Raw genomic sequence first — 24,394 nt, forward strand, 5'->3', positions numbered from 1 at the left:
ATGAGACTCGCCGCCTTCCGCAGGCCGTCGGACGAGCCGGGCGACCGGCTCACCGGGCTCGTGCTCGGGCAGGGCGAGCACCTGCGCATCCACCCGTTCGCGGTGGATGCCGACCTCGTGGTGCTGCTGGCGCAGTCGCGCGACCGCCGCGAGCAGCTCGCCGACGAGGCGGCCGCCGGTGATGGGCTCCCCCTGAGCGACGTGGTGCTGCTGCCGCCCGTCTACCCGACCTCGATGCGCGACTTCCTCACCTTCGAGGCGCACGTCGACGGCATGGAGCGCGGGCACGGCGCCCCCGGGGTACCGGAGGACTGGTACCTGGCGCCGATCTTCCTGTTCATGGCGCCGCACGCCGTGACGGGCCCGTACGACGACGTGGAGATGCCGCCGGACACCGAGCGGCTCGACTTCGAGCTGGAGCTGGCGGCGATCGTGTGCCGCGACGTGCGCAACGCCTCGCCGGAGGAGGCGCGCGACGCGATCGGCGGGTACTGCGTGATGAACGACTGGTCCGCCCGCGACGTGCAGGGCCGGGAAATGAAGCTGAAGCTCGGCCCGTCGAAGGGCAAGGACTTCGCGACCACCATCGGCCCGTGGGTCGTCACCGCCGACGAGCTCGAGGGCTTTCGCGACGCCGATGGGTTCCTCGACCTGCCGATGACCGTCTCGGTCAACGGGGTGCAGGTGGGCGCCGACCGTTCGGGCCACATGGGCTGGTCGTTCGAGCAGCTCGTGCAGCACGCCTCCCGCGCGTCGTGGGTGAAGGCCGGCGAGGTGCTCGCGTCGGGTACGTGTGCCTCCGGCTCGCTCGCCGAGTCCTGGGGCCGCACCGGCTCGCTCACCCCGCCGCCGCTGCAGGTGGGCGACGTGGTGGAGATGACCGTCGAGCACATCGGGACGATCCGCAACCACGTGGTGTCCGCTGCTTCGACGGCGCCGCCGGTGCCGCCGGCCCGGCGTCGGGTGGCCACGTCGGCATGACCATCACGACCGTCGACCCGGCCACCGGCCGCGACCTCGCGACGTACAACGTCTTCGACGAGGCCGCGGTCGATCGTGCGCTGGGGGCGGCGTACGCGGCCTTCCAGACGTGGTCCTCATCTCCCCTGACCGAGCGGACCTCACTCCTCCGCTCGGTCGGCAAGCTGCTGACCGAGCGGCGCGAGGAGTACGCCGCGCTGATCACCGCCGAGATGGGCAAGCCGCTCGCCGAGGCGCTGGCCGAGATCGACAAGTGCGCGTGGAACTGCGACGTCGTCGCCGAGCTCGCGCCGGACTGGCTGGCCGACCACGTCGTTCCTTCAGGTGCCACGAGGTCGTGGCTGTCGTACGAGCCGCTGGGCGTCGTGTTCGCGGTGATGCCGTGGAACTACCCGTTCTGGCAGGTGCTGCGGTTCGCGTGCGCGGCGCTGGTCGCGGGCAACGCCGGCGTGCTGAAGCACTCGCCGAACGTGACGGGGTGCGCGCTGGCCATTGCTGCTCTGTTCTCGGACGCGGGTGCGCCCGCCGGCCTCTTCACCACTCTCGTCCTGGCCGACTCGCAGCTGGCCGAGATGACGCCGCGCATCGTGTCGGACCCTCGGGTCGCGGCCGTGACGCTGACGGGCTCTGAACGGGCCGGCGTCGCCATCGGCGCCGCCGCCGGCGCCGCGCTCAAGAAGAGCGTGCTGGAGCTCGGCGGATCCGACCCCTTCGTGGTGCTCGACGACGCTGACCTCTCGGCCGCGGCCGACGCGGCCGTGAAGTCCCGCTTCGGCAACGGCGGTCAGTCGTGCATCTCGGCCAAGCGGTTCATCGTCTCCGAGTCGGTGGCGGACGCTTTCGTGGCCTTGCTGGTCGCACGTCTCGTGGGCTTCCCGATGGGGCCGCTGGCACGCGCCGACCTGCGGGACGAGCTGGACCGGCAGGTTCAGACCTCGGTCGCCGAGGGCGCGGTGCTGGTGACCGGTGGCGCTCTCGTCGACGGTCCCGGCTGGCACTACGAGCCGACGATCCTCGACCATGTCACCCCGCGCATGACCGCCTTCGACGAGGAGACCTTCGGCCCGTTGGCGGCCGTGGTCCGCGCCCGTGACGACGACCACGCCGTCGAGCTGGCCAACGACACGGCGTACGGCCTCGGCGCCTCGGTCTGGTCTCAGTCCGACCGTGGGCTCGCCGTGGGCCGCCGCATCCGGTCCGGCGCGCTGTTCGTGAACGCGATGGTCGCCTCCGACCCCCGGCTCCCGTTCGGCGGCATCGGCCGGTCCGGGTACGGGCGCGAGCTCTCCGCCGAGGGCACCCGCGAGTTCACCAACGTCCGGACCATGGTGGTCGCATGAGGTTCGACCACGTCGGCATCAACGTGGGCGCACTCGCGGCGATGCGGGACTGGTACGTCGCCGCCCTCGGCCTCGAGGTCGAGTTCGAGTTCGCGCTGACCGAGTTCGGCTTCAGCGGCGCCATGCTCCGCTCCCCCGACGGCTACCGCGTCGAGCTGCTGCACCGCGAGGGCAACGTCCCCGGCATCGGCGTCTCGCGTCCGATGGATGCGGCTCTGACCCGCGGCCTCGGCCACCTGGCCTTGACGGTCGACGACCTCTCCACGACGCACGCCTCCCTGCTGGCCCTCGGCGCCACCGAGCGCATGCCTCCGAGCCCCTCGCCCGAGCCCGGGGTACGGATCTCCTTCGTCAGCGACCCCGAGGGCAACCTCATCGAGCTCCTGGACCGTTCTCTGCTGGTCGAGCCGGGCGAGCCCCTGGGCGAGCCCGTGTCGAGACCCGGTGACCCCATGCTGGTCGAGCCGGGCGAGCCCCTGGGCGAGCCCGTGTCGAGACCCGGTGACCCCATGCTGGTCGAGCCGGGCGAGCCCCTGGGCGAGCCCGTGTCGAGACCCGGTGACGATCCAAGCAACGTCCCATGACCGGCCGGCTGGCAGGCAAGATCGCCCTGATCACCGGCGTCGGCGGCGGCATGGGCGTCGAGGCCGCGCGCCGCCTCTGCGCCGAGGGCGCCCGCGTCGTCGGCTGCGACCTCTCCCCCGAGGGCGCCGCGAAGACCGAAGCCCTGGTCCGCGACGCCGGCGGCGAGATCACCGTGATGGGCGGCGTCGACCTCGGCGACCCCGAACAAGCCCGTACCTGGGTGGACGCCGCCGTGGCGACGTACGACGGCATCGACATCCTCTACAACAACGCCTCCACCCAGCGGTTCGGCGCGATCGACGAGCTGAGCATCGAGGACTGGGACTTCACGATGAGGAACGAGCTCGACCTCGTCTACTACACGGTGCGCGCCGCGTGGCCGCACCTGAAGGCGTACGGCGGCGGCTCGATCATCAACGTCGGCTCGATCGCCGCCCTGCGCGGCGTCGAGTTCATGCCGCAGAACGCCCACTCCACCGCCAAGGGCGGCGTCATCGCCCTCACCCTCCAGCTCGTCGTCGAGGGCGGCCCCCACGGCATCCGCGCCAACGTCATCAGCCCCGGCATGACCTCGACCCCCAACACCGCCGGCCTCCTCGCCGACCCTCCCGAGCGCATGAAGCGCGTCGTCCTCGACCGCATCCCCCTCGGCCGCGTCGGCCAGCCCGAGGACGTCGTCAACGCCGCCGTCTTCCTGGCCTCCGACGAGTCCTCGTGGATCTCGGGGACGAACATCGTGGTCGACGGCGGTGGCTCGGTCCTCGGCTGACAGACGGGTCCCTCCGCGGGCTCATCCGGAGGAGTGCCGGGCCGCATGCCCGCGCCACCGAGGCGGGAGCACCGTCGGTGATGGGCCCTGATGGCCCTCGTGGACGGGTGGAAGCTGCACGGTCACGGATGAAGCTGCTCGACGAGGGACTTGAGATTGGCGAGCTCCTTGCGGCCTTCCCGCGGGTTGAGGATGGCCAGCTCAGCCAGCCGTGCGATCGGTGCGAGGCTCGGACGCCAGCGAGCTCGAGCATGGATCCGGAGCTGCGTACCGCCCGACTCCTCGTCGAGCCGGGAGGTGACGTCGAGTCGCAGACCGAAGGAGGCGTCGGTCCTCGTCACGAGCTCGCTCGGGCTCTCGGCCGACAGGACGACCGTGGTCGCTGACAGTCGGCCGCGACTGGAGACATAGGTCGAGCCGACCTGGCCAGGCGCTCCTTCCACCCGAGTGACAACGGGCTTGCCCGTCTGCCAGTCAGGGACCCGACTGGGATCGACGTAGACACGCCACACCTGCGCGGGAGTGGCCTTGATCCACACCGACAGGTCGAGCGAACCCATACGAGCACCCTGCTGGGTGGTGCCACTCGACACAAGCCGACCTCCGGCCGCGTCGGTGCTAGGCCTCCAGGTCCGGGTGCACCATCCACACGTTGGGCTCCCAGTAGAGGCCCTGGTCACTCGACCGATCGATGTGGACGGGAGCCAGACCTTCGGGGAACACGTAGTCGCCCGTTTCGGGGAACGCCATCGCGGTCCACGACTCCCATTCCTCGACCGTGCCCGTGATCCGCAACGACTGGGGCAGTGAGGTCGAGACGCGGGCCCCGAGACGTTCATGGATGCGCATCCACGGATCGAACAGCTGTCCATCTTCTCGACGCCACCGGACGTAGCTGTCGATCGGCGACAGGGGGTAGTGCTCCTTCGCGGACGGCCGAACCGGAGCGATGAAGTGCGTCAGGCCGTGACGCTCCCCGATGGTGCGCATGGCCCTGAGCAGCTGCTCCGCGAGCCCTCGGGCGCGACCTTCGCGCGGAGTCTCGGCCGCCAGCGCGCACAGTGTGTTGGCACGTTCGCCTCCTGGCCGGACGAAGATCTGCTCCATCGCGGCGTCGATCCCGTCCGGAAGAGTGTGATCGACCCCGTCCCACCACAACGGCGCCGTGTGTCCTTCGGCCACCACCTCGTCGCTGGTGTCCTCGTGCAGCACGAACTGGAACTCGGGGAAGTCCACGTCCAGACGTCCCCACCACTGGTTCAGAACGTCTCCGTGCAGGTTGTACTCCGGCCACACCGACTCCGACGGGATGCCGCGCTCCCACAGGTCCGGTCGATCCGCGGCGGTGTGCATGGTGAGCGGCATGAGGTCATCATCAGCGATGATCGTCATCCGCGACCACGACCAGGTCGGTGGGAGCCTGCGTGGTTCATCGGGTCAAGGGCTCCGACATGGGCAGTTGATCCCGTCTGCCTAGGGTGGAGACATGACGGACTCGATCGACCTGCCCGACGACACCGTGACCCTGGCTGCCGGCTCGGCAATGCCTTTGCTGGGTTTCGGGACCTGGCAGATCAAGGGCGACGACGCCGTCCGTGCCACCTCGGTGGCCCTCGAGGCCGGTTATCGCCACCTCGACACCGCGACGGTCTACGGTAACGAGGGCGAGGTGGGACGCGCCCTGGCGGAGAGCGGGGTGCCGCGCGAGGAGGTCTTCGTGACCACCAAGTGCCCGCCCAGCAGGACCGGACACGAGCTCGACACTCTCAAGGAGAGTCTCGACCTGCTGCAGACGGACCACGTCAACCTGTGGCTGATCCATTGGCCCGGCGACGGGTCGTCCAACACCGACATCTGGCGCGCGTTCGGCGAGGCCCGCGAGATGGGGCTCGCCCGCGAGATCGGCGTCAGCAACTTCGACGCCGCGCTCCTCGACGAGGTCTCCGAGGCCACGGGGCTCACCCCGGCCGTCAACCAGATCGAGTGGAGCCCATTTCTGTACGACGCCGCGACCGTGGCCGAGCACCGCGAGCGCGACATCGTGCTCGAGGGGTACAGCGCCCTGCGCGGCGGCACGCTCGACCACCCCACGATCCTGGAGATCGCCGAGCGCGAGGACCGTACGGCCGCCCAGGTCATCATCCGGTGGCACCTCCAGCACGGCTTCGTGGTCATCCCCAAGTCCGTGCACCCGGAGCGGATCCGCTCCAACGCGCACGTCGCCGGGTTCACGCTCGGAGACGACGACATGGCCGCCCTCGACGCCCTCGGGAAGGGCTAGCGCGGCACTGGACGAGGCTGACGCCGGCGACCTGCTTGCCGGTGGCTGTGGCGACGCCGGTTGGCTACCTGCTCAGCAGGACGTCACAGTCGAAGAACTCAGGCGGCCCGGCCAGGACACTCCCCATGGTTTCCCGGATGCGCTGCAGGGGTTCCTGGCGCCTGGGGTCCACCTCGCGCGCACGAGCCTTCTCCTCGCTCTCGAACACCACGACCGTGAACAGCTCGGTCGGATCCTTCTGGCTGCGCATCACCAGCGTCTGCACGAGACCGGAGTCCTCCTGCTCGACGGCACGTAGTTGCTCGAAGACCTCCAGAACTGCGGCTTCACTCTCCGGCTTCGTGCTGACGCGCTGGATCTGTGCCCACATGCCTGACCACCTCTGTCCGGGATAGCCCCGTTCGGCACACCTGGCCGCTCGTCGGAGGCTAGGCGGACGCCGGTGGCGCGGCAATGCCCGCCGCCCGGCGGTGATGCCAGGCATCACGTACTCGAGGTTCCCCCGACACCCACCCGTACCTACGGTCGCACCATGAGCGGCAACCTCAACGAGTTCGGGATCACCCACCTGCGCCACGTCGACCTGGCGGTGCCGGACTACGAGACCCAGCGCACCTTCTACCGCGACACCTGGGGCCTCACCGAGGAGGGCAAGGACGGCGACCTGTCGTACTTCGCCGCGGAGGGCTCCCCCGAGCAGTACGTCGTCCGGCTGCGGCAGGCGGACGAGAAGCGGCTCGACCTCATCGCGTTCGGCGCCGACTCGAACGACTCCGTCGACAAGCTCGCCGCCAAGCTCGGCGGCGAGGGCGTGCAGCTCGTCGGCGACCCGGGCGAGCTGCAGACCGCCGGCGGGGGCTACGGGTTCCGGTTCTTCGACCTCGACGGGCGGACCATCGAGGTCTCCTCGGACGTCGCCACGAGGCAGCACCGCGCGGTCGAGGAGGGCGAGGCGATCCCGGTGCGGATCTCGCACGCGGTGATGAACTCCAACGACCCGAACGCGACGCGCGACTGGTACACCAAGTACCTCGGCTTCCAGCTCTCGGACTCGCTCTGGAGCCAGCACATGGGCGAGATGATGCACTTCATGCGGTGCAACGACTGGCACCACAGCCTGGCGATCGCCCGCGGCCCGCACACCTCGGTGCACCACGTGTCGTTCGAGATGCGCGGCCTCGACGAGTACATGCGTGGCACCGGCCGCGTCATGCGCGCCGGCATCAAGAAGGTCTGGGGACCGGGTCGGCACCTGGCCGGCAACAACACGTTCTCCTACTTCATCGACCCGAGCGGCAACACGATGGAGTACACGACCGAGCTCGAGCGCCTCAGCACCGACGAGTGGCACCCGTCGCTGCACGACATCGCCGACCCCAACGTGCAGGACCAGTGGGGCACCGCCGACCCGATGTCGGAGATCATCGCCCGCGAGTCCTTCAACGACCCCGACAAGGGCGTCTTCGTCGCTCCGCCGGTCTGATGGACCTGTCCGGCAAGGTCGTCGTCGTCACCGGCGCCGCCCGCGGACAGGGTGAGGCCGAGGCGCGAGCCCTCGAAGCCGCCGGCGCAACCGTCATCGCCACCGACGTCCTCCCCTTCGACGGCAGGCATCTGGACGTGACGTCGTACGACGCGTGGTCCGAGCTCGCCGAAGACCTCCGCGCCGAGCACGGCGAGGTGCACGGGCTGGTCAACAACGCCGGTGTGGCGGGCCGCGACCGGCTGCCCGACGTACCCCTCGACGCCTGGAACCAGACCTTCGCCATCAACGTGACCGGTCCCCTGCTGGGCATCCAGGCCCTCGCGCCGCTGATGAAGCCCGGCGCCAGCATCGTCAACATCTGCTCGGTCGCGGCGCTGAGCGGGCACGTGGCCGCGGCGTACACCGCGAGCAAGTGGGCCCTGCGCGGCCTCTCCCGCACGGCGTCCCTCGAGCTCGGCGCCCGAGGCATTCGCGTCAACGCCGTCATGCCGGGCCTGGTCGAGACGCCGTTGATGGAGAACGCCTCGCCGGCGTTCCGCGGGGCCGCGCTGGCCGAGATCCCGCTCGGTCGCACGGGTCAGGTCGACGACATCGCACCGCTCATCGTGTTCCTGATGTCGGACGGGTCGGCGTACATGAACGGCGCCGAGATCGCCGTCGACGGCGGCCTCACCGCGCACGTCTCGCACAAGGGCATCGCCGACGCCATCGGGGTCTCGACACCGCTCGCTGGCGCTCGCGGGCTCGACCACCATGGGGACCGATGAGGCTCGGCACGCTCAAGGGTCAAGGAGGCGCGGTCCTCACCGACGACGGGGCGTACCTCCTGCCCGACGGACTGACCGTCGGCGACCTGCTGGCGCAGGGCTTGGAGCGCACGCTCGAGCACGGATCCACGGCAGCTCGCGGGAGTCCGTTGCCCTACGGGCCCGAGTCGCTCGAACTGCCGTACTTCCCGACCAGCGTCCGCGACTTCGTCACCTTCGAGTCCCACGTCGAGGGCGTGCGGCGCAGCATCGAGGGCAGTCCAGGGGTGCCGGAGGCGTGGTACGACGCGCCGACCTTCTACTTCACCAACCCGCACGCGCTGTACGGACCCGGCCAGCCGATCCCGAAGCCGGAGCGGTGCCACGCGCTCGACTACGAGATGGAGGTCGGCGCGGTCGTCGGGCCGGACCTCGAGATCGTCGGCTACACGATCGTCAACGACTGGTCGGCCCGCGACATCCAGGCCCGCGAGATGCAGGTCGGCCTCGGCCCCGCGAAGGGCAAGGACTTCGCCACCTCGATCGGCCCGTGGGTGGTCACGGCCGACGAGCTCGCGCCGTACCTCACCGACGACGGCTTCCTCGACCTCGACTGCCAGGCGTTCGTCAACGGCGAGCGCCTCGGACACGACCGGCTGTCGCACATGCGGTGGACGTTCGCCGAGATGGTCGCGTACGCCGTGCGCGACTCCGTCGTGAAGCCCGGCGACCTGCTCGCGTCCGGGACGACGGGTGGCGGCGGCTGCCTGGCCGAGCTCTGGGGGCGCAACGGCGAGCGCACTCCCCCGCCCCTCGAGATCGGCGATGTCGTGCGCCTGGAGGTCGAGGGAATCGGCACCCTCGAAGCCGCCATCGCGTAGGGAGCAAGATCACAGCGGCGCCATCTTTGGATCGTTCCAATCCCTTGCCACACTGGAGTCATGCGACTCATCGACGAGCTCAACGTCCTGCACAGCTCGTACGTCACCGCGATCAACGGCGCCGTCGAGCAGAACGACCTGGTCCGGGCCGAGCAGCTGGCCCACGCCTACGACGAGGAGGCGATCCAGCTGATCGCCACCCGCGAGGGCAAGACCCACCTGCTGCCGATCACCCGGCCGGCCACGGTCGAGACGCCGCTGCGCCGCTGGGTGTCCCGCCTGCGCGCGGGCCTCGCCGCCTGACCCAGCACGCTCCATCGGGCGCGCGGATGCCGAGCATCACGACGCACCGCGTTCCCCTTCACCCCGCGCGGGGACAGAGTGGCTGATCGTGAGCCACCCACGCCCCGTCCCCGTCCCCCGGCGCTTCCAGGGCCGCTCGGTCCTGGTGACCGGCGCCGGCACCGGGTTCGGTGCCGCGATCGCGCGGCGCGCGGCGCTGGAGGGTGCGGCGACCGTCGGCATCCACTACCGCTCGTCACGAGCAGGCGCCGAGGAGACGGCCGAAGCCGTTGAGGAGGCGGGTGCCAAGGCCGAGCTGTTCCAGGCGGACATCGCCGAGTGGAGCTCGGTCACGGCGCTGGCTGACGAGGTCTTCGATCGCCTCGGCGGCCTCGACGTGGCCATCAACAACGTCGGCGACGTGGCCCGCGAGCAGATGTCGTGGCGCGACCTCACCGAGGAGTCCGTCGACCACGTCCTCGCCGTCGACATCAAGGGCACGATGGCCTGCACCCATGAATTCGGCTCGCGGATGCTCGACCAGGGCCACGGCGCGATCGTGAACATCGGCTCGACGGTGATCGTGCGCGGCAGCGCCCGTGCGCCGCAGTACGCCGCCGCGAAGTACGGCATCCTCGGCCTCACCAAGTCCTACGCGCACGCGTTCGCGCCGACGGTGCGGGTCAACGTCTTCGCCCCCGGCTTCATCGAGACCGACGCCACCTTGGCCCGCCAGGACTGGCGTGACGGCCGCGGCGACCAGCTCCGCAAGCTCACGCCGATGGGCCGCATCCCCGGCCCCGACGAGCTGGCCGGCACCGCGCTCTTCCTCGCCACCGACGACGCGTCGCACATGACGGGCGGGTACGTCGTGGCCGACGGCGGCTACAACATGGTCGGCGCATGAACGTCGCCGACCTGGACCTCGCGTCCGCCCGCGCACTCGTGCGCCGCGCGGTCGACAAGGCCGAGCAGCTCGGGCTCTCGGGCGGCATCGTCGTCGTCGGCGCCAGCGGCGCGCTGATCACCGGCTCGCGGATGGACGACGGCGGGGCCGGCGGCATGGGCCGGGCACGTTCCAAGGCCTGGATCGCCGCCACCCAGCGGATCCCCAGCACCGAGCACCTCCACCGCATGGGCGTGATCGCGCCGGCGGTGGCCGCGGGCTTCCCGGCGATCTCGCCGGAGGCGGCGTTCCCCGGCGCGGGCGGCCTGCCCGTGCGCCGAGGCGGCCGCATCGTCGCCGGCATCGCGGCGTCCGGCGCGACGGTCAGCCCGTTCATCCCGCCGGGCCTGGCGCCCGAGGTGATGATCGCCGACGGCAAGCCGGCCAACCCCGAGGACCTGGTCATCGCCTACGCGATCGAGCAGGAGTACGTCGGGCAGCACGGTGACGACGCCCCTCGCTGGGAGGCGGCGTACGGCGCCTGGCCTCAGGACCCGCCCACCGGGCTCGGCACCGCCGAGGCACCGGCGGCGACGCAGCAGGGCGACCTGGACTGGTACCGCGGCCTCGCCGACGCCGTCCTCGACCGCGCTCGGGCCGCCGGGCTCGCGGTCGCCGTGAGCGTCGTCGACCGCCGCGGCGAGCCGGTCCAGCACGACGCGATGGACGACGCCCCGGTCGGCGGCGCGTACGTCGCCGAGGCGGTCGCCGCCGCCTCCGCGCTGTTCCACTCCCCCAGCGGCGACCTGGCCGACCGGCTCGCCGCGAGCGCCCACGTGCTGCCCGTCCCGACGTCCTCGCTGTCCGGCGGCCTGCCCGTCACCCGCGACGGTCGCGTCGTCGGCGGGGTCGGGGTCGCCGGCCCGGCACCGTTCCGGTGCCACGAGGTCGCGGCGGAAGCGTTGGCGGCGTACCGGTGATCCACATCTGCGTGGTCGGGTGCGGGGCCATCGGGAGCCTGTACGCCGCGCACCTGGCCCGCCTCGACGACGTCGAGGTCTGGGCGGTCGACCCGTGGGCCGAGCACGTGGACGCGATCAACGCGCGGGGGCTGGTGGTGGTTTCGAGGCTCGGGCCTGGCGGCCCTCACACCTCAACCACCGAGGGATCGCCGGTCCGTGCCACGACCGACGCGGCCGACGTACCTGCCTGCGAGCTGGGAATCGTCGCGACCAAGGCGGAGCACACGCGTGAGGCGGTGGCCGCGTGCGCCGACGTCTTCGCGGACGCGGCGGTCGCCAGCGTGCAGAACGGGCTGGGCAACGAGGAGGTGCTCGCCGACCTCGTACCGAGGGTCATCCGGGGCACGATCCTCCCGGCCGGGGCGGTGACGGAGCCTGGCGTGGTGCGGTACGACGCGCCGGGCGACACCTGGCTCGGACCGTTCGAGCCGAAGCCGGCGTCGATGGACGAGGTCCGGCTGCTGGCCGACCTGCTCACCCGCGCCGGCCTGAAGACCCACGCGTTGGAGGACGCGCGCGGACCCCAGTGGGACAAGGTGGTCTTCAACTCCGCGACCAGCCCGCTGGCGGCGCTGACCGGCCTGCCGATGGGCCCGCTCTGCGAGGACCCCGCACTCCGCGCCGAGGTCGACGCGCTGGTCGCCGAGGCCCAGGACGTCTGCGCGGCCCTCGGCATCGAGACCGAGAAGGACCCGGCCGCCATGGTGGCCGAGGCGATCGAGATCGCCTACCACCACAAGCCGAGCATGCTGCAGGACGTGCTGGCCCGGCGGCGTACCGAGGTCGACGTGCTCAACGGCGGCGTCGCAGCCGCCGGACGGACCGCCGGGGTGCCGACGCCCCGTCACGACGCGATGGTCGCCCTGGTCCACGGACTCGAGCGCTCCTGGCCGATGAATGTGGAGGAGACCTCATGAAGTTGGTGACGTTCGACGACGGCCGGGTGGGCCGCCTCGAGCTCGAGGACCAGACCGTGATCGAGCTCGACGTGCCCAGCACGCGGGAGTGGTTCGAGCGCGGCGGCGAGGTGCGCGCGACCGGCGAGCGGCTCGCGCTCGCCGACGTACGCCTGCGCGCGCCGATCACGCCCAAGAAGTTCTTCCACACGGCCGGCAACTTCGCGGCGCACCACGAGGAGCTGCAGGCCGTCGACTGGTCGCACCCGGTGCACAAGGGGATCGTGTTCTTCCAGAACGTCGACGCGATCGTCGGGCCCGAGGACGACATCGTCTACCCCGAGGGCCTGACCAAGGAGCTCGACTACGAGCTGGAGCTGGCCGTCGTGGTCGGCAAGGCCGGCACGTTCTTCGGGCCGGAGCGGGCGGCCGAGGAGTACGTCGCGGGGTACACCGTGTTCAACGACATCACCGCCCGCGACATCCAGCGCCGCGAGATGCAGTCGGGGGTGTTCAGCTTCTCCAAGGCGATCGACACCTTCTGCCCGATCGGGCCGTGGATCGTGACCGCCGACGAGATCGCTGATCCCCACCAGCTGGCGATGGAGCTGCGCGTCAACGGCGAGGTACGCCAGAGCGGCAACACCTCGGACCTGCTCATCTCGATCCCGCACCTGGTCGCGTACCACTCGCCGCAGGGGTACTCCGCCGGCGACCTCATCACGACCGGCACCATCTCCGGGGTCGCGGCGATCCAGCCGAACCCGTTCGACTTCTACCTGCAGCCCGGCGACGTGGTCGAGGCGGAGATCGCCGAGGTCGGGCTGCTCCGCAACACGGTCGTGCCGTGGTCGAAGGCGCACGACACCGAGCCCTACGCGATCGACCTCTACTCGTGAGGCCCCGTTCATGAGACTGGGGTCTCTCCACGGCCGGGCCGTCGAGCTCGAGGACGGTCGCGCGCGTGACCTCGGGCCGTCGCTGCGCGACCTCCTGCACGAGCCGGTCCAGCCGGCCGACGGGCCGTGGTTCCCGTACGACGCCGAGCACCTCGACGCCCCGGTGCCGGACCCGCGCCAGGTGTTCGCGATCGCCCTCAACTACGCGCCGCACGCCGCCGAGGCCGGGTACACCGCACCCGACGTGCCGCTGGTCTTCACCAAGTGGCCGACCTCGATCGCCGGTCCGACGACCACCGTCCCGCTGCCCGAGGGGCACGTCGACTGGGAGGTCGAGGTCGTCGCCGTCGTCGGCCGCGGAGGCCGGCGCATCGCCGAGGCGGACGCGTGGGACGCGCTGGCCGGGGTGACCGGTGGGCAGGACCTCTCCGAGCGGGTGCTCCAGCTCACCGGCCGGCCGGCGCAGTTCTCGCTGGGCAAGTCGCACGCGGGCTTCGGGCCGACCGGACCGTGGATCGTGACACCCGACGAGCTGGACGACCCCGACGACATCGCGTTCGCGTCGTACCTCGACGGCGAGCCGCTCCAGTCCGGTCGCACGTCCTCGATGCTCTTCTCGATCCCGCGCCTGGTCGCGCACCTCTCCGCCGTCGTCGAGCTGCTGCCCGGCGACCTGATCTTCACCGGCACGCCCGAGGGCGTCGGCAACCGGATGGAGCCGCAGCGGTTCCTGCGGCCGGGCGAGACGCTCGTCAGCCGGTTCGACGGGATCGGCGAGATCACCCAGACGTTCGTGGAAGGCCCTGCCTGATGGACATCACCCACCTCGGCCACGCCTGCGTGCTCGTCGAGACGCCGCGCGCTCGGCTGCTGATCGACCCGGGCACCCTGTCGAGCGGCTTCGCGGACCTGACCAACCTGGATGCGGTGCTGGTCACCCACGAGCACGCCGACCACGTCGACGCGTCCGTGGTCGTCACCCTCCTGCGGCAGAACCCGAGGGCCACGCTCGTGGTCGACGAGAAGACCGCCGCGCAGTTCTCCCAGCAGGCGCTGAGGATCGCGCGACCCGGCGACGTCCTCGACCTCGGCGAGCGCGTCGAGGTGCTGGGCGGGATCCACGCGCCGGTGTGGGGCGACGTCCCCGGCTGCCCGAACCTCGCGTACCTGGTCGGCGACGGCGAGCTCTTCCACCCCGGTGACTCGTTCACGTTGCCGGGGCGCGACATCGCCACGCTGGCGGTCCCGATCGACGGCCCGTGGCTCAAGCTGAGCGAGGCGGTCGACTACGTGCGGGCGGTCGCGCCCGCGACGTACCTGCCCATCCACGAGGGCGAGCTCACCGACGTGGGCAAGTACGTCGGGATGCTGGCATCCCTCTCGATGATCTGACGATCATTGCCCTGGGTCGCACGAAGGAACTGGGCGGTCCGGCCACCGCCCCGTCGGATATTGTCGCGCTCGCGAAGGCGAGGCAAGGAGAGGGTTCATGGAGTGGCAGGACGAGATCGATGACGATGAACTGCGCGACGCGACCCGCAAGTACTTGCCGGAGACGGTCGTTTGGACGACGGACTGGACGACTGGCGCGTTGATTGACCAAATAACCCGCAACATTTTTGATGTAGATCCCCCGTTTCAACGCCGGAACGCCTGGGATGACAAGAAGGCATCTCTCTATATAGAGTCTCTATTGCTCGGATGTCCCGTCCCTCCGATCACGTTGGCCGAAGTGCCGGTGAACGCAAGGTCGAGTCGTCAATACCTCGTCATTGACGGCAAGCAGCGACTTGGCAGCCTCAAGCGATTTGTTATCGATGGGGATTTGCGGCTAACCGGTTTAGAAACCTTGCCTCAGTTCAATGGCGCCAAGTACTTCGAGGTTAGCGGCGCTCCGGAGTTCGGCAGATTTGCAAACCTTCCCATTCGCACCATAGTCATGCGAAACTGGAAGAAAGACGAAGTGCTTCAGTTCGTCTTTCATCGCCTAAACACTCAAGTCACACCCCTATCAACCCACGAGTTGAGACGCTCACTCCTCAGTGGACCATTCACCAACTTCTTGGACGAGGCCTCCGCCCGCTCGCGCGGTATTCAGCGAATACTGAATATTGACGAGCCAGATTATCGACTCCGGGATGCCGAACTTCTGCTGCGGGCAGTAGCCTTGGTGTCGTTCTTCACAAAGTATCGTGGCAACCTCAAGCAATTCTTGGACACTGGCACGAGGAGTCTAAATCGGAGCTGGTCGCTTAACTTGAAGCAACAGTTGGAAGATATCTGTACCGAAATTGATGCAGCCATAGCTTGCACCTACGCCGTCTTTGGAGAAGCCGCATTCCAGCGATACGAGGAAGGCTACGCGACCGGCCGCTTCAATCGGGCTATCTTTGATGTTATGGTGCTAACTCTTAGATTTGAGGACGTGCGCTTGGCGTCAGTCGAAAGGAAGGGCGAAGTCGTAGAAGCGCTCAACGGTCTTATGGTTAACCCTGACTTTAACCGCTGGACGCAAGCCACGACTAAGAGCAGGGAAGCCGTAGTGGGACGTCTGAGCCTCTGGAGTGACGCTCTATCGCGTGTAATTGGTATTCCGAGTCTCGTGGTGCGGGCGCAAACTCCCGCTTTAGATGTCGATTGAGCCGTGAAGGCGCAAGCTCTTCTACGGAGCGCAGACGGGCTCTCGCGACGCGAGGCGGCACTGCGAGCCAGGTTCATGGATCCGATAGCCAGCGCACTCTCTTGGGACTCGGCGAGCACGGACAACGCCGCCGCGTACGTAGGCCTACTTCACGCCGAGGCAGAGTCCACGCTGGAAAATGCGGTGCGCCTGCTCTTGCGCAACGCCCAGGCAAAATCGCAAGCCTTTAAGGCTGACCCCGTCCTCCTCAACTGCGTTGGCTACTACAACCATCAATTGAATACGAAGATTGCGCGGTTGACTATGATTCCAAAGCGTGGAGACTTGGAAACTGATGCCACCAAGTTGATCCACTGTTGGACGTCTCTCGGAGCGGCAGAATACTTCGAATCGCTTATCGCAAACAATCACGGGGTCGGATTGCAGTACGTGGAGAGGCTTTTCCACCCTTTAGGGATTGTCGTGAGCGACAAGAACTTCAAGCGTCTGTCATCGGCCGGCGTACGTGAAGTAGCAACACTCGTTGGCTCCACCACTATGCTCACGGAATTCGCGCTGATGCGCGGGACTGCTGTGCATGCTGGGACCTCGGAGTTTCGTGGTCGGATACAAGCTGAAAGTCCTTCTGCCATCTTAACGCGAGGACAAGGTGCAGTGCGCTTTGTGGAAGAATTGTGTCAAACGCTTGCTCGGCGAGTTTGGTGAGAGTGGAGTTTAGCGATTGACCGTCTTCGTCCCTTGGATGATGGTCAAAGGCGAAGCGGGGCGATCTCCTTCGGCGAAGGACTGGCTGACGCTTCTACGCAATGTGCTGCCTTCATGGCGAAACAGATTGATATCGCTGCGCATCCACACAACGCCGTCACCCGGTGACTCCTTGACATGCCGATCGCCGACCTGTGGCTCGAGCGTGGCGAGGCGGTCCACTTAGGTGGGCGCGGTCGGACCGAAGAAGTACCTGTCCATCGACGAGGGCGACCTCATGAATGTGGCGAAGTAGGCCGGGGTGGTGGCCTGCGCTGATGGCGCCGAGGGCAATTCCTCGGTGTCCGATGAGCGTCAAGGCTGCAGCAAACCCGAGCTCATCGGGACCGATGCGGGGGCAGCCGGGTGTAGGGGTCAGGCGGTGACGGCGTGCGCCTTGGCGATCGCGGCGTACACGCCGGCGCTCGGCTTGGGCGTGCGCTCGAACGTCTCGCGGTCGACCTCGTGGAGGCCGAGCTGGAAGGAGTACCCGAAGATCCACTCGAAGTTGTCCATCAGCGTCCAGTGCGTGTAGCCGATCACTGGCACGCCGTCCTCGATCACGTCCAGCAGCCCGCGCAGCGACGGCTCGATGAACGCCGCGCGCTGGCGGTCGTCGGCGGTGGCCATGCCGTGCTCGGTGACGAGGATCGGCACGCCGGCGACCGCGTGCGCGTAGCGGACCGCGCCGGCGAGCGAGAGCGGCTCGATCGCGGTGCGCATCTGGTTGACCTCGGCGCCCTCGGGCGGGTGGACGACGCCGTTCGCGTCGTAGGGCACCCGCTCGTAGTTCTGAACGCCGAGGAAGTCGTCGTCGCGGGCGAGCTCCAGCCAGCGCTGGTAGCACTCCGCGCGCTTGCGGTCGCGCACCGACGGGTCGTCTCCGACCACCACGTCGTCCATGATCGCCAGCGACAGCCCGACCGGGAGGTCTGGACGCCGCGCCTTGATCGCGGCCTTGGCCGCGACGTGGCCCGCGGCGAGGCCGTCCTCGATGGGGTCGAGGTCCTCGGGCAGCACCACGTTGGACGGGCGGTACTTGGGAACGCCGGCTGCCACCGAGGCGGCGCCGAGCGTCGCGCGCTCGAGGTCGCGGATGAAGTCGGGGAGCCCGAGCCAGGTGAGCACGTGCGGCAGGTTCGGCTCGTTCAGCGTGACGGCGTACGCGATCTTGTCGCCGAACGCCTCCATCAGCCGGTCGGCGTACCGCGCGAACAGTGCCGGTGCCTCCGGGTCGAGCCAGCCGCCGCGCTTGGCGAACCAGTGCGGGCTGGTGAAGTGGTTGAACGTCACGACCGGCGCCATGCCGCGCGCGATCACCTCGTCGACGACCGCCTCGTAGTGGTCGAGCGCGGCCTGGTCGAACGTGCCCTCCTCGGGCTCGACGCGGGCCCACTCGACGGAGAAGCGGTACGCCGTGAGGTCCATGTTCGCGGCCAGGGCGACGTCCTCGCGCCAGCGGTTCCACCCGTCGCACGCCCGGCCGGACGGCTCCTGGAAGACCGACGGCGTCACGTGCTCGACGAACCACGTGTCACTGGTGGTGTTGTCGCCCTCGTTCTGGTGGCCGGCGCTGGCCACGCCCCAGAGGAAACCCGGCGGGAAGGTGCGGTCCGTCATGCGCACATCGAACGATGCATCGGCCCCGACAGGAAGGCCGAGATCGTGGATACCTTGCATCAGCGCCATGAGAGACACGAACCATCGGCGTCTCGACGCGCCCTCCAGCCGGTGGCACACTGAGCGCGCTCGTGCTGCGACGGGGACGTAAGGGGGAGCGGTGGCCGACGACGAGCCCCCCACCGATCCTGCCGACGATGCCCCGCCGGGACCCGTCGACAAGCCGAAGCCCGCGCCCGTCGAGATGGCTCAGCCGTCCCCGGCAGGCTGGCGGCGGATCCCCGGACTCCGTCGCTTCCGCACGGCCGGCGCCGCGATCGCGGCCACGGTGGGCGTGGTGACCGCGATCTTCGGCGCGTACGTGGGCTACCGGTCGCTCCCCGAGCCGGTGAGCCTCGCCGACTGGCAGCGCCAGGTGAACTCCGTGTGCGAGCAGTCCGGTGCCGAGCTCCGTGACCCGCTGCGCGACCTGGGCGACACCGTCCAGAACGTCGGCGTCCTGATCGCCTCCGGGGAGTACCGACCCGCCTCGGCCGACCTGGTCACGACTGCCCGGGACCTCCAGGACAACGCGGACGCCTACAAGGCCTACGTCGGGCAGGTGCGGGCCCTGGAGCGCCCCGACGACCGCCGGGTCGATGCCTTCATCGACGCCGGTGCCGCCTTCTACAAGAAGATCGACGCCATCGCGACCGACCTGCTCGCGTCGTCGAGCCTGGTGGCGACCATCCCGGCAGACGGCTCGGACGCGCAGGCGATCGCCGCTGCCGTCGCGTCCCTGCAGACCGCGGTCGAGGACCTCGCCGCGTGGCAGGCCAGCACCAACGTGACGTACCAGAGGACTGTGCTCGCCTTGGATCTCGAGCAGTGCCCCGGCTGGAACGACACCGGAAAGCCGCTCCCCCTGCCCACCCCTGCGCCATCGTCCACGGCACCCGCGGGCGGTCTCGACCCGACGGCGGAGGCGGTGGCCCGGTCGGTCGGCATCTCGCCTGACCAGTGCCGGCCCATCGGCGCCCCCGTCGACAACCCCGGAGCGACGGCCCAGCTCAACTGCGAGGTCGACGGACTGGAGCGCGATCCCGCCATCCTGGGGTTCGACTCCGAGGCCAGCCTGCGGACCTGGTTCAACGTGCAGGCCACGAAGCGCGCGAACTGCGGCGCCGGGGAGAGTGCGGAGTACCCGATCCCGGCCGAGTGGGACGAGGCCGGGCGGATCAAGTGCTACCGCCGCGACGCCGACTGGTACCGCATCGACGTGATGCTCCCCTCCCGACTAGCCGGCATCGGGGCCGAGGCTCGGGGTCCCACTGCCCTCGAGCGGTGGCTGCGCGACTTCGTGCGCTTGCTGGACTGAGGCGACCGAGGATGCACCCGCACCCCGTCGCCAGCAAGGAGCAGGCTCAGGCGGAGACGGAGCGGGCGAACCGGGTACGTCGCGTCGCGACCCACGCCGTCGACGGACGATGTCCATGCGGTCATCGTCGCGGCCACGAGGCTGGCATCAGACCAGGCCGGTTGCCAGGGCCAGCTCGGCCTGGCGCAGCCACCACGCGAGGGCGACCCGTTCGCGCTCCCGGACCGCCGGGTCGTCGTGCTCCACGATGTCCAGCGCCTTGTTCCAGCCGAGCCAGGTCAGGCCCGAGAGCAGCCCGATCCGCAGACCGGCCTCGTCGCACGACGCCCCTGCCACGTCGCGGTACGTCGCGACCAGCGTGTCCAGCCGCTCCGTGACGTGCCGGTCGGTGGGGCCGAAGAGCTGGGCGCAGCCGGCGAGCAACCGACCGACGTCGAACGCCGCGGGGCCGGCCGTCGCGAGCCCCCAGTCGATGAGCGTCAGGCAGCCCGGGTGGTCGGGCTCGAAGGCCATGTTGACCGTGGCCAGGTCACCGTGCAGCAACGTGGTGGACAGGCGGTGGGCGGCCGCGAGGAGCGGCCCCGTGTCCAGGGCCAGCTCCAGCACCCGGTCCCCGACCTCGCCGGGCGCCACCTCGGGCCAATACTCCCAGCCGCGCAGCGACAGACCCACGATCGGCTGGTCGGCGAGGCGACGCGTCCTCCTCGGCTCGAAGAGCCCGACCACCGTGCTCAGGGGCGTCAGGCCCTCGGGGACCGAACCCTCGAACGCCGCGTGCAGGTCGGCGACGGCGGCGAGCATCGTGCGCGCCTGCTGCGGCGTGACCACCGAGGTCCACGACAGCACGGCGTCGCCGAGGTCCCGCATGACGAGGACGCCGCGGCCGTCCTCGTCGTACCACCCGTCCAGCACGGCATGGCGGACGCTCGGCGGCAGCCGGCCGGGCAGGTCGCCGGCGAACAGGTCGACCTCACGACCGCGCTCGTCCCCGGTCATCTGCATGATGAGGTCGACCGCGGGGTCGAAGCGCTTCAGGATCACGCGCGAACCGTCGGCAAGGGTGACCCGCTCCAGCGTCGCGCCGGAGCGCCCGTCGTCGTTGACCGGCGAGCGGCCGACAGCCGCGTCCAGGGCCGCGCGGTCCATGGCGACATGGTGCTCGCCCATCGCGCCGAGCGATAGGCCGCATCACCACACGCGGTTTCCCCTCGCGCCGGCGGGCGGGCAGGGTCGGGGCATGTTCGAGTACTTCCCGACCAACTACATCTGGAGCCTCGGCGTCGCGGCGACCCTCAACAGCGGTGGCGCGATCGACGAGGTGGACCGGGCGTGCCGGCCGATCCGCGAGGCGGCCGAGCGCGGGGACGCGGGTACCCGCGACCTGATGCTGGCCTGGAAACGCGTCGCCGACCAGGTGGCGGAGCAGGCGCGCGAGGCCGAGGAGGCCGGCCACGCGAGGACCGCCGGGCAGAAGTACTTCCGGTCCGCGGCGTACGTCTGCCAGGCCGAGCGCATGCTCTCGAGCAAGGACCCGGAGCGGATCCCGTTCTACCAAGAGGGTCTCGACGCGATGCAGAAGTCGTTCGACCTCGTCGACCCGGCCACCACGAGGGTGGCGATCCCGTTCGAGGGCAGCGAGCTGCCGGCGTACTTCCTGAAGGCGACGCGGGCTGACGGGTCCCCGGCGCCCACGATGATCATGTGGAACGGCCTCGACTCCACCAAGGAACACATGTACACGTCGGGCTGGCCCCAGGAGCTCGCCCAGCGCGGCATCTCCACGCTGATGGTCGACTGCCCGGGCAGTGGTGAGGCGCTCCGCTTCCTGGACCTCAAGTCGCGCGTCGAGACCGAGGACTGGGCCAAGGCGTGCGTCGACTACCTCGAGACGCGCGACGACGTCGACCTGCGTCGGGTCGGCCTGGTGGGCTGGAGCCTGGGCGGGTACTACGCGCCGCGCGCCGCGGCGTTCGAGAAGCGGCTCGCCCTCGTCGTCGCCTGGGGCGCCAACCACAACTGGGGCGAGGTGCAGAAGCGCCGGCTCGAGCGCGAGGGCGAGAACCCGGTGCCGCACTACTGGGAGCACGTGCTGTGGGTCTGGGGGTACGACGACGTCGAGACCTTCATCAAGGCCGCCGAGGACGTCCACCTCAACGGCGTGGTCGAGCAGATCACCGTGCCGTTCCTCATCACCCACGGCGAGAACGACCGCCAGATCCCGGTCGGGTACGCGCACCAGTCCTACGACCAGGCCGTCAACAGCCCGCACCGGACGCTGCGCGTCTTCACGCCTGACGAGGGCGCCACCGAGCACGTCGGCCTCGACCACCTGCCGCACGTCGGCGCGTACACGGCCGACTGGATCGAGGACCGCTTCGCTGAGCTGACATGACGGGGATCGCATGAACCTCTCTGGTCGCGTCGTCCTCATCACGGGGACCGCGGGCGGCATGGGCGCCGCGGCCGCCTCGCTGTTCGAGGAGGCCGGGGCGACCGTCGTGGGCTGCGACCTCCGGCCCGTCGACGGCAGCGAACCGGTCGACCTCACCGACGAGGGCGCCGTACGCCGCTGGGTCGACGCCGCCGCGGAACGGCACGGCGGCATCGACGTGCTGTACGCGAACGCCGGCGCGACCCGGTTCGGTCCGATCGAGCAGATCACCAAGCAGGACTGGGAGTTCAACCTCCGCCATGAGCTCGACGTCGTCTTCTACCCGGTCAAGCACGCGTGGCCGCACCTCAAGCGGTCCGACCACGCGGCCGTCGTCCTCGTCGGCTCGACGGCCGGCATCACCGGGTCCATGACGAACGCGCGAGTGGCCCACACGGTCACCAAGGGCGGCGTGGTCGCGCTGACCAAGCAGCTGGCCGCGGAGGGAGCGCCCCACGGCATCCGGGTCAACTGCGTGAGCCCCGGCATGGTCGAGACGCCCGCGACGCGCAGGGACCTCCTCGCCGACGACCACCCGATGCGCTCGATCGCCAGAGCCATCCCGCTCGGCCGGGTGGGCCGGCCCGAGGAGGTCGCGCGGTGCGCGAGGTTCCTGGCCAGCGACGAGGCGTCGTACGTCACCGGCGCCAACCTGGTCATCGACGGTGGCTGGTCGGCGGTGCTGCCGGGCTGATCTTCGTGCTCGGCCGGCGCCGAGTCGCGCTAGTCCTTCGGACCCTTGCGGCTGACCTTCTCGAGGGAGCCGGCGGGCAGCACGTCCAGGAGGTCCTGCGCGAACTCCCCGTCGACCAGGATGAACGCCACCTTGGTCACCGCGTCGCTGCGGTTGGCCCACGCGTGGTCGGTGCCGCGCTGCACGACGACGTCCCCGGCGTACAGGGTGACCTCGCTGTCGTCGAGGACCAGGGTGATCTCGCCCTCGAGGACGATCCCGTAGTCGATCGACTCGGTGCGGTGGACCGGCGACTGGAGCCCGCGCCCGTCGAGGTGTCCCGGCGCGAACTCGTTGATCCGGATCCTGGTGCCGTGCTTCGGGGGCGGCACGGTGAGGTCGACCTCGGTCGGGTCGACGTCCACGCGCGCGGTGACCGGAGCCGGAGCCCCGGTCGTGCTCCAGATCTCGTGGAACCCGACCCCGTCCTCGGGGATCTCGCGGCTGACCGGCACCGGCCCGTCGCTGACGACGACGGAGACGCCGTCGGCGGTGTGACCGGTGACGACGCGTCGGGGTCGGGTGCTCATGCGTCGAGTCTTCGGGGCCGGCGTACGGCGGGACAAGAGGTCCCGCCATCGCGCTCGGCCATGCCAGGGATCAGGCCGCCGCTCATCGCGTGAGGGCCGGTCAGAAGCCGATGGGCAGGCCGGCGTAGTTCTCGGCGAGACCGGCGGCGCCGGCCCGGGACGAGCAGACCCAGCGCAGCTGGGACAGCTGGAGCTCGGCGTCGAAGGGGTCGCCCGAGGTGTGCAGCATCGACGTCATCCACCAGGAGAAGTGGGTGCAGCGCCAGACCCGGCGGAGAGCGGTGTCGGAGTAGGAATCCGCCAACGACGAGGAGCCGCGGACCAGCGCCGCCAGGGCGGGTGCGAGCAGGGCGACGTCGGCGACGGCGAGGTTCAGGCCCTTGGCTCCGGTGGGCGGCACGATGTGCGCCGCGTCCCCGGCCAGGAACAACCGGCCGTGCCGCATCGGGGTAGCCACGAACGAGCGCATCGGCAGCACGCTGCGGTCGGTGATCGGTCCGGTCTCGAGCGACCAGCCGTCCTGGCCGTGGCCGAGCCGGTCGGCCAGGGCCGTCCAGATCCGGTCGTCGGACCAGTCGTCGAGCGAGGTGTCGTTGGGCACCTGGACGTAGAAGCGGGACACCGACGACGACCGCATCGAGTGCAGCGCGAAGCCGTCGGGGTGCCACGCGTAGATGAGCTCGTCGGTCGATGGCGCGACGTCGGCGAGGATGCCCAGCCAGGAGTACGGGTAGACGCGCTCCCACTGCTGCCGCACCGAGGACGGTACGGCGCACCGCGACGGCCCGAACGAACCGTCGCAGCCGGCGACCGCGTCGGCCCTCACCCGTACCTCGGCGCCCGACGCGTCGGTGAACGTCACCGACGGGTGATCCGTCTCCAGGTCGTGCAGCGCCGTGTCGCCCACCTCGTAGTAGACCTGCTGCCCGGCGGCCGTCCGCGCCGCGACCAGGTCCTTCTGCACCTCGGTCTGCCCGTACACCCACACCGACCGGCCGGTCAGGTCGACGAAGTCGAGGTGGTGCCGCTCCCCCGGCCACTGCAGGTAGATGCCACGGTGCCGGTGCCCCTCGGCGTCCAGCCGCTCGCCGAGCCCGGTCGCGCGCAGCAGGTCGACCGTCGACTGCTCGAGGATGCCGGCCCGGATCCGCGAGGCGACGTACTCCTCCGACCTCGTCTCCACGACCACCGACCCGACGCCCTCGGCCGCGAGGAGGTGCGAGAGCAGCATGCCCGCAGGCCCGGCCCCGATGATCGCGACCTGGGTGCGCACCTCGTCCATGG

27 protein-coding genes are annotated in these 24,394 nt (G+C 69.9%); 20 read left to right on the top strand and 7 right to left on the bottom strand.

Going from position 1 to position 24,394, the window contains the following annotated elements; genetic code table 11:
* The 4 genes from ISU07_RS16220 to ISU07_RS16235 are packed head-to-tail and all read left to right on the top strand — an operon-like array spanning nt 1 to nt 3,675.
* Complete coding sequence (locus ISU07_RS16220; protein ID WP_194707861.1) at nt 1-981, top strand: fumarylacetoacetate hydrolase family protein; 981 nt, start codon at nt 1-3, stop codon at nt 979-981.
* Nucleotides 978-2,321 (top strand): aldehyde dehydrogenase family protein, encoded by a 1,344-nt coding sequence (locus tag ISU07_RS16225; RefSeq protein WP_194707862.1) that lies wholly within the window; start codon nt 978-980, stop codon nt 2,319-2,321. The genes ISU07_RS16220 and ISU07_RS16225 overlap by 4 nt, the downstream gene beginning before the upstream one ends.
* On the top strand, nt 2,318-2,905 hold the full coding sequence (locus ISU07_RS16230) for a VOC family protein (protein ID WP_194707863.1): 588 nt from the start codon (nt 2,318-2,320) through the stop codon (nt 2,903-2,905). Before ISU07_RS16225 ends, ISU07_RS16230 begins: the two co-directional genes overlap by 4 nt.
* On the top strand, nt 2,902-3,675 hold the full coding sequence (locus ISU07_RS16235; protein WP_194707864.1) for an SDR family NAD(P)-dependent oxidoreductase: 774 nt from the start codon (nt 2,902-2,904) through the stop codon (nt 3,673-3,675). Before ISU07_RS16230 ends, ISU07_RS16235 begins: the two co-directional genes overlap by 4 nt.
* A 122-nt stretch (nt 3,676-3,797) precedes the next feature.
* On the opposite strand, the gene ISU07_RS16240 is transcribed toward ISU07_RS16235, so the two are convergent.
* Both ISU07_RS16240 and ISU07_RS16245 read right to left on the bottom strand, forming a co-directional pair.
* The gene (locus ISU07_RS16240; protein ID WP_194707865.1) at nt 3,798-4,235 is read right to left on the bottom strand and encodes an SRPBCC family protein; all 438 of its coding nucleotides are present in this window, start codon (nt 4,233-4,235) and stop codon (nt 3,798-3,800) included.
* A gap of 58 nt (nt 4,236-4,293) precedes the next feature.
* Entirely contained in the window at nt 4,294-5,040 is a 747-nt protein-coding gene (locus tag ISU07_RS16245; protein WP_194707866.1) for a hypothetical protein, read from the bottom strand.
* Between the two features lie 121 nt (nt 5,041-5,161).
* Here ISU07_RS16245 and ISU07_RS16250 point away from each other — a divergent pair, with 121 nt between their 5' ends.
* Nucleotides 5,162-5,956, top strand: a complete 795-nt coding sequence (locus ISU07_RS16250) for an aldo/keto reductase (protein WP_228522015.1) — start codon at nt 5,162-5,164, stop codon at nt 5,954-5,956.
* A 64-nt stretch (nt 5,957-6,020) separates the two neighbouring features.
* Here ISU07_RS16250 and ISU07_RS16255 read toward each other — a convergent pair whose 3' ends face one another.
* The gene (locus ISU07_RS16255) at nt 6,021-6,326 is read right to left on the bottom strand and encodes an antibiotic biosynthesis monooxygenase (protein WP_194707867.1); all 306 of its coding nucleotides are present in this window, start codon (nt 6,324-6,326) and stop codon (nt 6,021-6,023) included.
* A 162-nt stretch (nt 6,327-6,488) separates the two neighbouring features.
* Between ISU07_RS16255 and ISU07_RS16260 the strand changes: the two genes are divergently transcribed.
* The 12 genes from ISU07_RS16260 to ISU07_RS16315 all read left to right on the top strand — a co-directional run bounded on the left by ISU07_RS16260 (nt 6,489) and on the right by ISU07_RS16315 (nt 16,400).
* The gene (locus ISU07_RS16260; RefSeq protein ID WP_194707868.1) at nt 6,489-7,439 is read left to right on the top strand and encodes a VOC family protein; all 951 of its coding nucleotides are present in this window, start codon (nt 6,489-6,491) and stop codon (nt 7,437-7,439) included.
* On the top strand, nt 7,439-8,209 hold the full coding sequence (locus tag ISU07_RS16265; protein WP_194707869.1) for an SDR family NAD(P)-dependent oxidoreductase: 771 nt from the start codon (nt 7,439-7,441) through the stop codon (nt 8,207-8,209). The genes ISU07_RS16260 and ISU07_RS16265 overlap by 1 nt, the downstream gene beginning before the upstream one ends.
* On the top strand, nt 8,206-9,069 hold the full coding sequence (locus tag ISU07_RS16270; RefSeq protein WP_194707870.1) for a fumarylacetoacetate hydrolase family protein: 864 nt from the start codon (nt 8,206-8,208) through the stop codon (nt 9,067-9,069). Before ISU07_RS16265 ends, ISU07_RS16270 begins: the two co-directional genes overlap by 4 nt.
* A gap of 60 nt (nt 9,070-9,129) precedes the next feature.
* Nucleotides 9,130-9,372: a hypothetical protein gene (locus ISU07_RS16275; protein ID WP_194707871.1), complete on the top strand. Its 243-nt coding sequence runs from the start codon at nt 9,130-9,132 to the stop codon at nt 9,370-9,372.
* An 88-nt stretch (nt 9,373-9,460) separates the two neighbouring features.
* Nucleotides 9,461-10,258 (top strand): SDR family NAD(P)-dependent oxidoreductase, encoded by a 798-nt coding sequence (locus tag ISU07_RS16280; RefSeq protein WP_194707872.1) that lies wholly within the window; start codon nt 9,461-9,463, stop codon nt 10,256-10,258.
* Nucleotides 10,255-11,217, top strand: a complete 963-nt coding sequence (locus tag ISU07_RS16285; protein ID WP_194707873.1) for a heme-binding protein — start codon at nt 10,255-10,257, stop codon at nt 11,215-11,217. Before ISU07_RS16280 ends, ISU07_RS16285 begins: the two co-directional genes overlap by 4 nt.
* Complete coding sequence (locus tag ISU07_RS16290; RefSeq protein WP_194707874.1) at nt 11,214-12,176, top strand: ketopantoate reductase family protein; 963 nt, start codon at nt 11,214-11,216, stop codon at nt 12,174-12,176. Before ISU07_RS16285 ends, ISU07_RS16290 begins: the two co-directional genes overlap by 4 nt.
* Nucleotides 12,173-13,054: a fumarylacetoacetate hydrolase family protein gene (locus tag ISU07_RS16295; protein WP_194707875.1), complete on the top strand. Its 882-nt coding sequence runs from the start codon at nt 12,173-12,175 to the stop codon at nt 13,052-13,054. Before ISU07_RS16290 ends, ISU07_RS16295 begins: the two co-directional genes overlap by 4 nt.
* A 10-nt stretch (nt 13,055-13,064) precedes the next feature.
* On the top strand, nt 13,065-13,865 hold the full coding sequence (locus ISU07_RS16300; RefSeq protein WP_194707876.1) for a fumarylacetoacetate hydrolase family protein: 801 nt from the start codon (nt 13,065-13,067) through the stop codon (nt 13,863-13,865).
* A complete protein-coding gene (locus ISU07_RS16305) occupies nt 13,865-14,446 on the top strand; it encodes an MBL fold metallo-hydrolase (protein WP_194707877.1) in 582 nt (193 codons plus the stop codon). Before ISU07_RS16300 ends, ISU07_RS16305 begins: the two co-directional genes overlap by 1 nt.
* A 97-nt stretch (nt 14,447-14,543) precedes the next feature.
* On the top strand, nt 14,544-15,695 hold the full coding sequence (locus tag ISU07_RS16310; RefSeq protein WP_194707878.1) for a DUF262 domain-containing protein: 1,152 nt from the start codon (nt 14,544-14,546) through the stop codon (nt 15,693-15,695).
* Nucleotides 15,696-15,770: 75 nt separating this feature from the next.
* Nucleotides 15,771-16,400: a hypothetical protein gene (locus tag ISU07_RS16315; protein ID WP_194707879.1), complete on the top strand. Its 630-nt coding sequence runs from the start codon at nt 15,771-15,773 to the stop codon at nt 16,398-16,400.
* 414 nt (nt 16,401-16,814) lie between these two features.
* Here the strand turns inward: ISU07_RS16315 and ISU07_RS16320 are convergent, their stop codons facing one another.
* The gene (locus tag ISU07_RS16320; protein ID WP_194707880.1) at nt 16,815-18,059 is read right to left on the bottom strand and encodes a glycoside hydrolase family 1 protein; all 1,245 of its coding nucleotides are present in this window, start codon (nt 18,057-18,059) and stop codon (nt 16,815-16,817) included.
* A 160-nt stretch (nt 18,060-18,219) separates the two neighbouring features.
* On the opposite strand from ISU07_RS16320, the gene ISU07_RS16325 reads away from it, so the two are divergent.
* A complete protein-coding gene (locus ISU07_RS16325; protein WP_194707881.1) occupies nt 18,220-19,416 on the top strand; it encodes a hypothetical protein in 1,197 nt (398 codons plus the stop codon).
* Between the two features lie 147 nt (nt 19,417-19,563).
* Here ISU07_RS16325 and ISU07_RS16330 read toward each other — a convergent pair whose 3' ends face one another.
* A complete protein-coding gene (locus ISU07_RS16330; protein WP_194707882.1) occupies nt 19,564-20,562 on the bottom strand; it encodes a phosphotransferase family protein in 999 nt (332 codons plus the stop codon).
* Between the two features lie 91 nt (nt 20,563-20,653).
* Here ISU07_RS16330 and ISU07_RS16335 point away from each other — a divergent pair, with 91 nt between their 5' ends.
* The gene (locus tag ISU07_RS16335) at nt 20,654-21,808 is read left to right on the top strand and encodes an alpha/beta hydrolase family protein (RefSeq protein ID WP_194707883.1); all 1,155 of its coding nucleotides are present in this window, start codon (nt 20,654-20,656) and stop codon (nt 21,806-21,808) included.
* Between the two features lie 10 nt (nt 21,809-21,818).
* On the top strand, nt 21,819-22,541 hold the full coding sequence (locus ISU07_RS16340) for an SDR family NAD(P)-dependent oxidoreductase (RefSeq protein WP_194707884.1): 723 nt from the start codon (nt 21,819-21,821) through the stop codon (nt 22,539-22,541).
* A gap of 29 nt (nt 22,542-22,570) precedes the next feature.
* Here the strand turns inward: ISU07_RS16340 and ISU07_RS16345 are convergent, their stop codons facing one another.
* Together ISU07_RS16345 and ISU07_RS16350 are read right to left on the bottom strand one after the other, a co-directional pair.
* Nucleotides 22,571-23,110 carry a cupin domain-containing protein gene (locus ISU07_RS16345; RefSeq protein WP_194707885.1) on the bottom strand — a complete coding sequence of 180 codons (540 nt, stop codon included), beginning with the start codon at nt 23,108-23,110 and terminating at the stop codon, nt 22,571-22,573.
* A 100-nt stretch (nt 23,111-23,210) separates the two neighbouring features.
* The gene (locus ISU07_RS16350; RefSeq protein ID WP_228522016.1) at nt 23,211-24,392 is read right to left on the bottom strand and encodes a 4-hydroxybenzoate 3-monooxygenase; all 1,182 of its coding nucleotides are present in this window, start codon (nt 24,390-24,392) and stop codon (nt 23,211-23,213) included.
* Nucleotides 24,393-24,394 lie beyond the last annotated feature (2 nt).

This window comes from Nocardioides islandensis, from assembly GCF_015352455.1.
Classification (GTDB): Bacteria; Actinomycetota; Actinomycetes; order Propionibacteriales; family Nocardioidaceae; genus Nocardioides; species Nocardioides islandensis.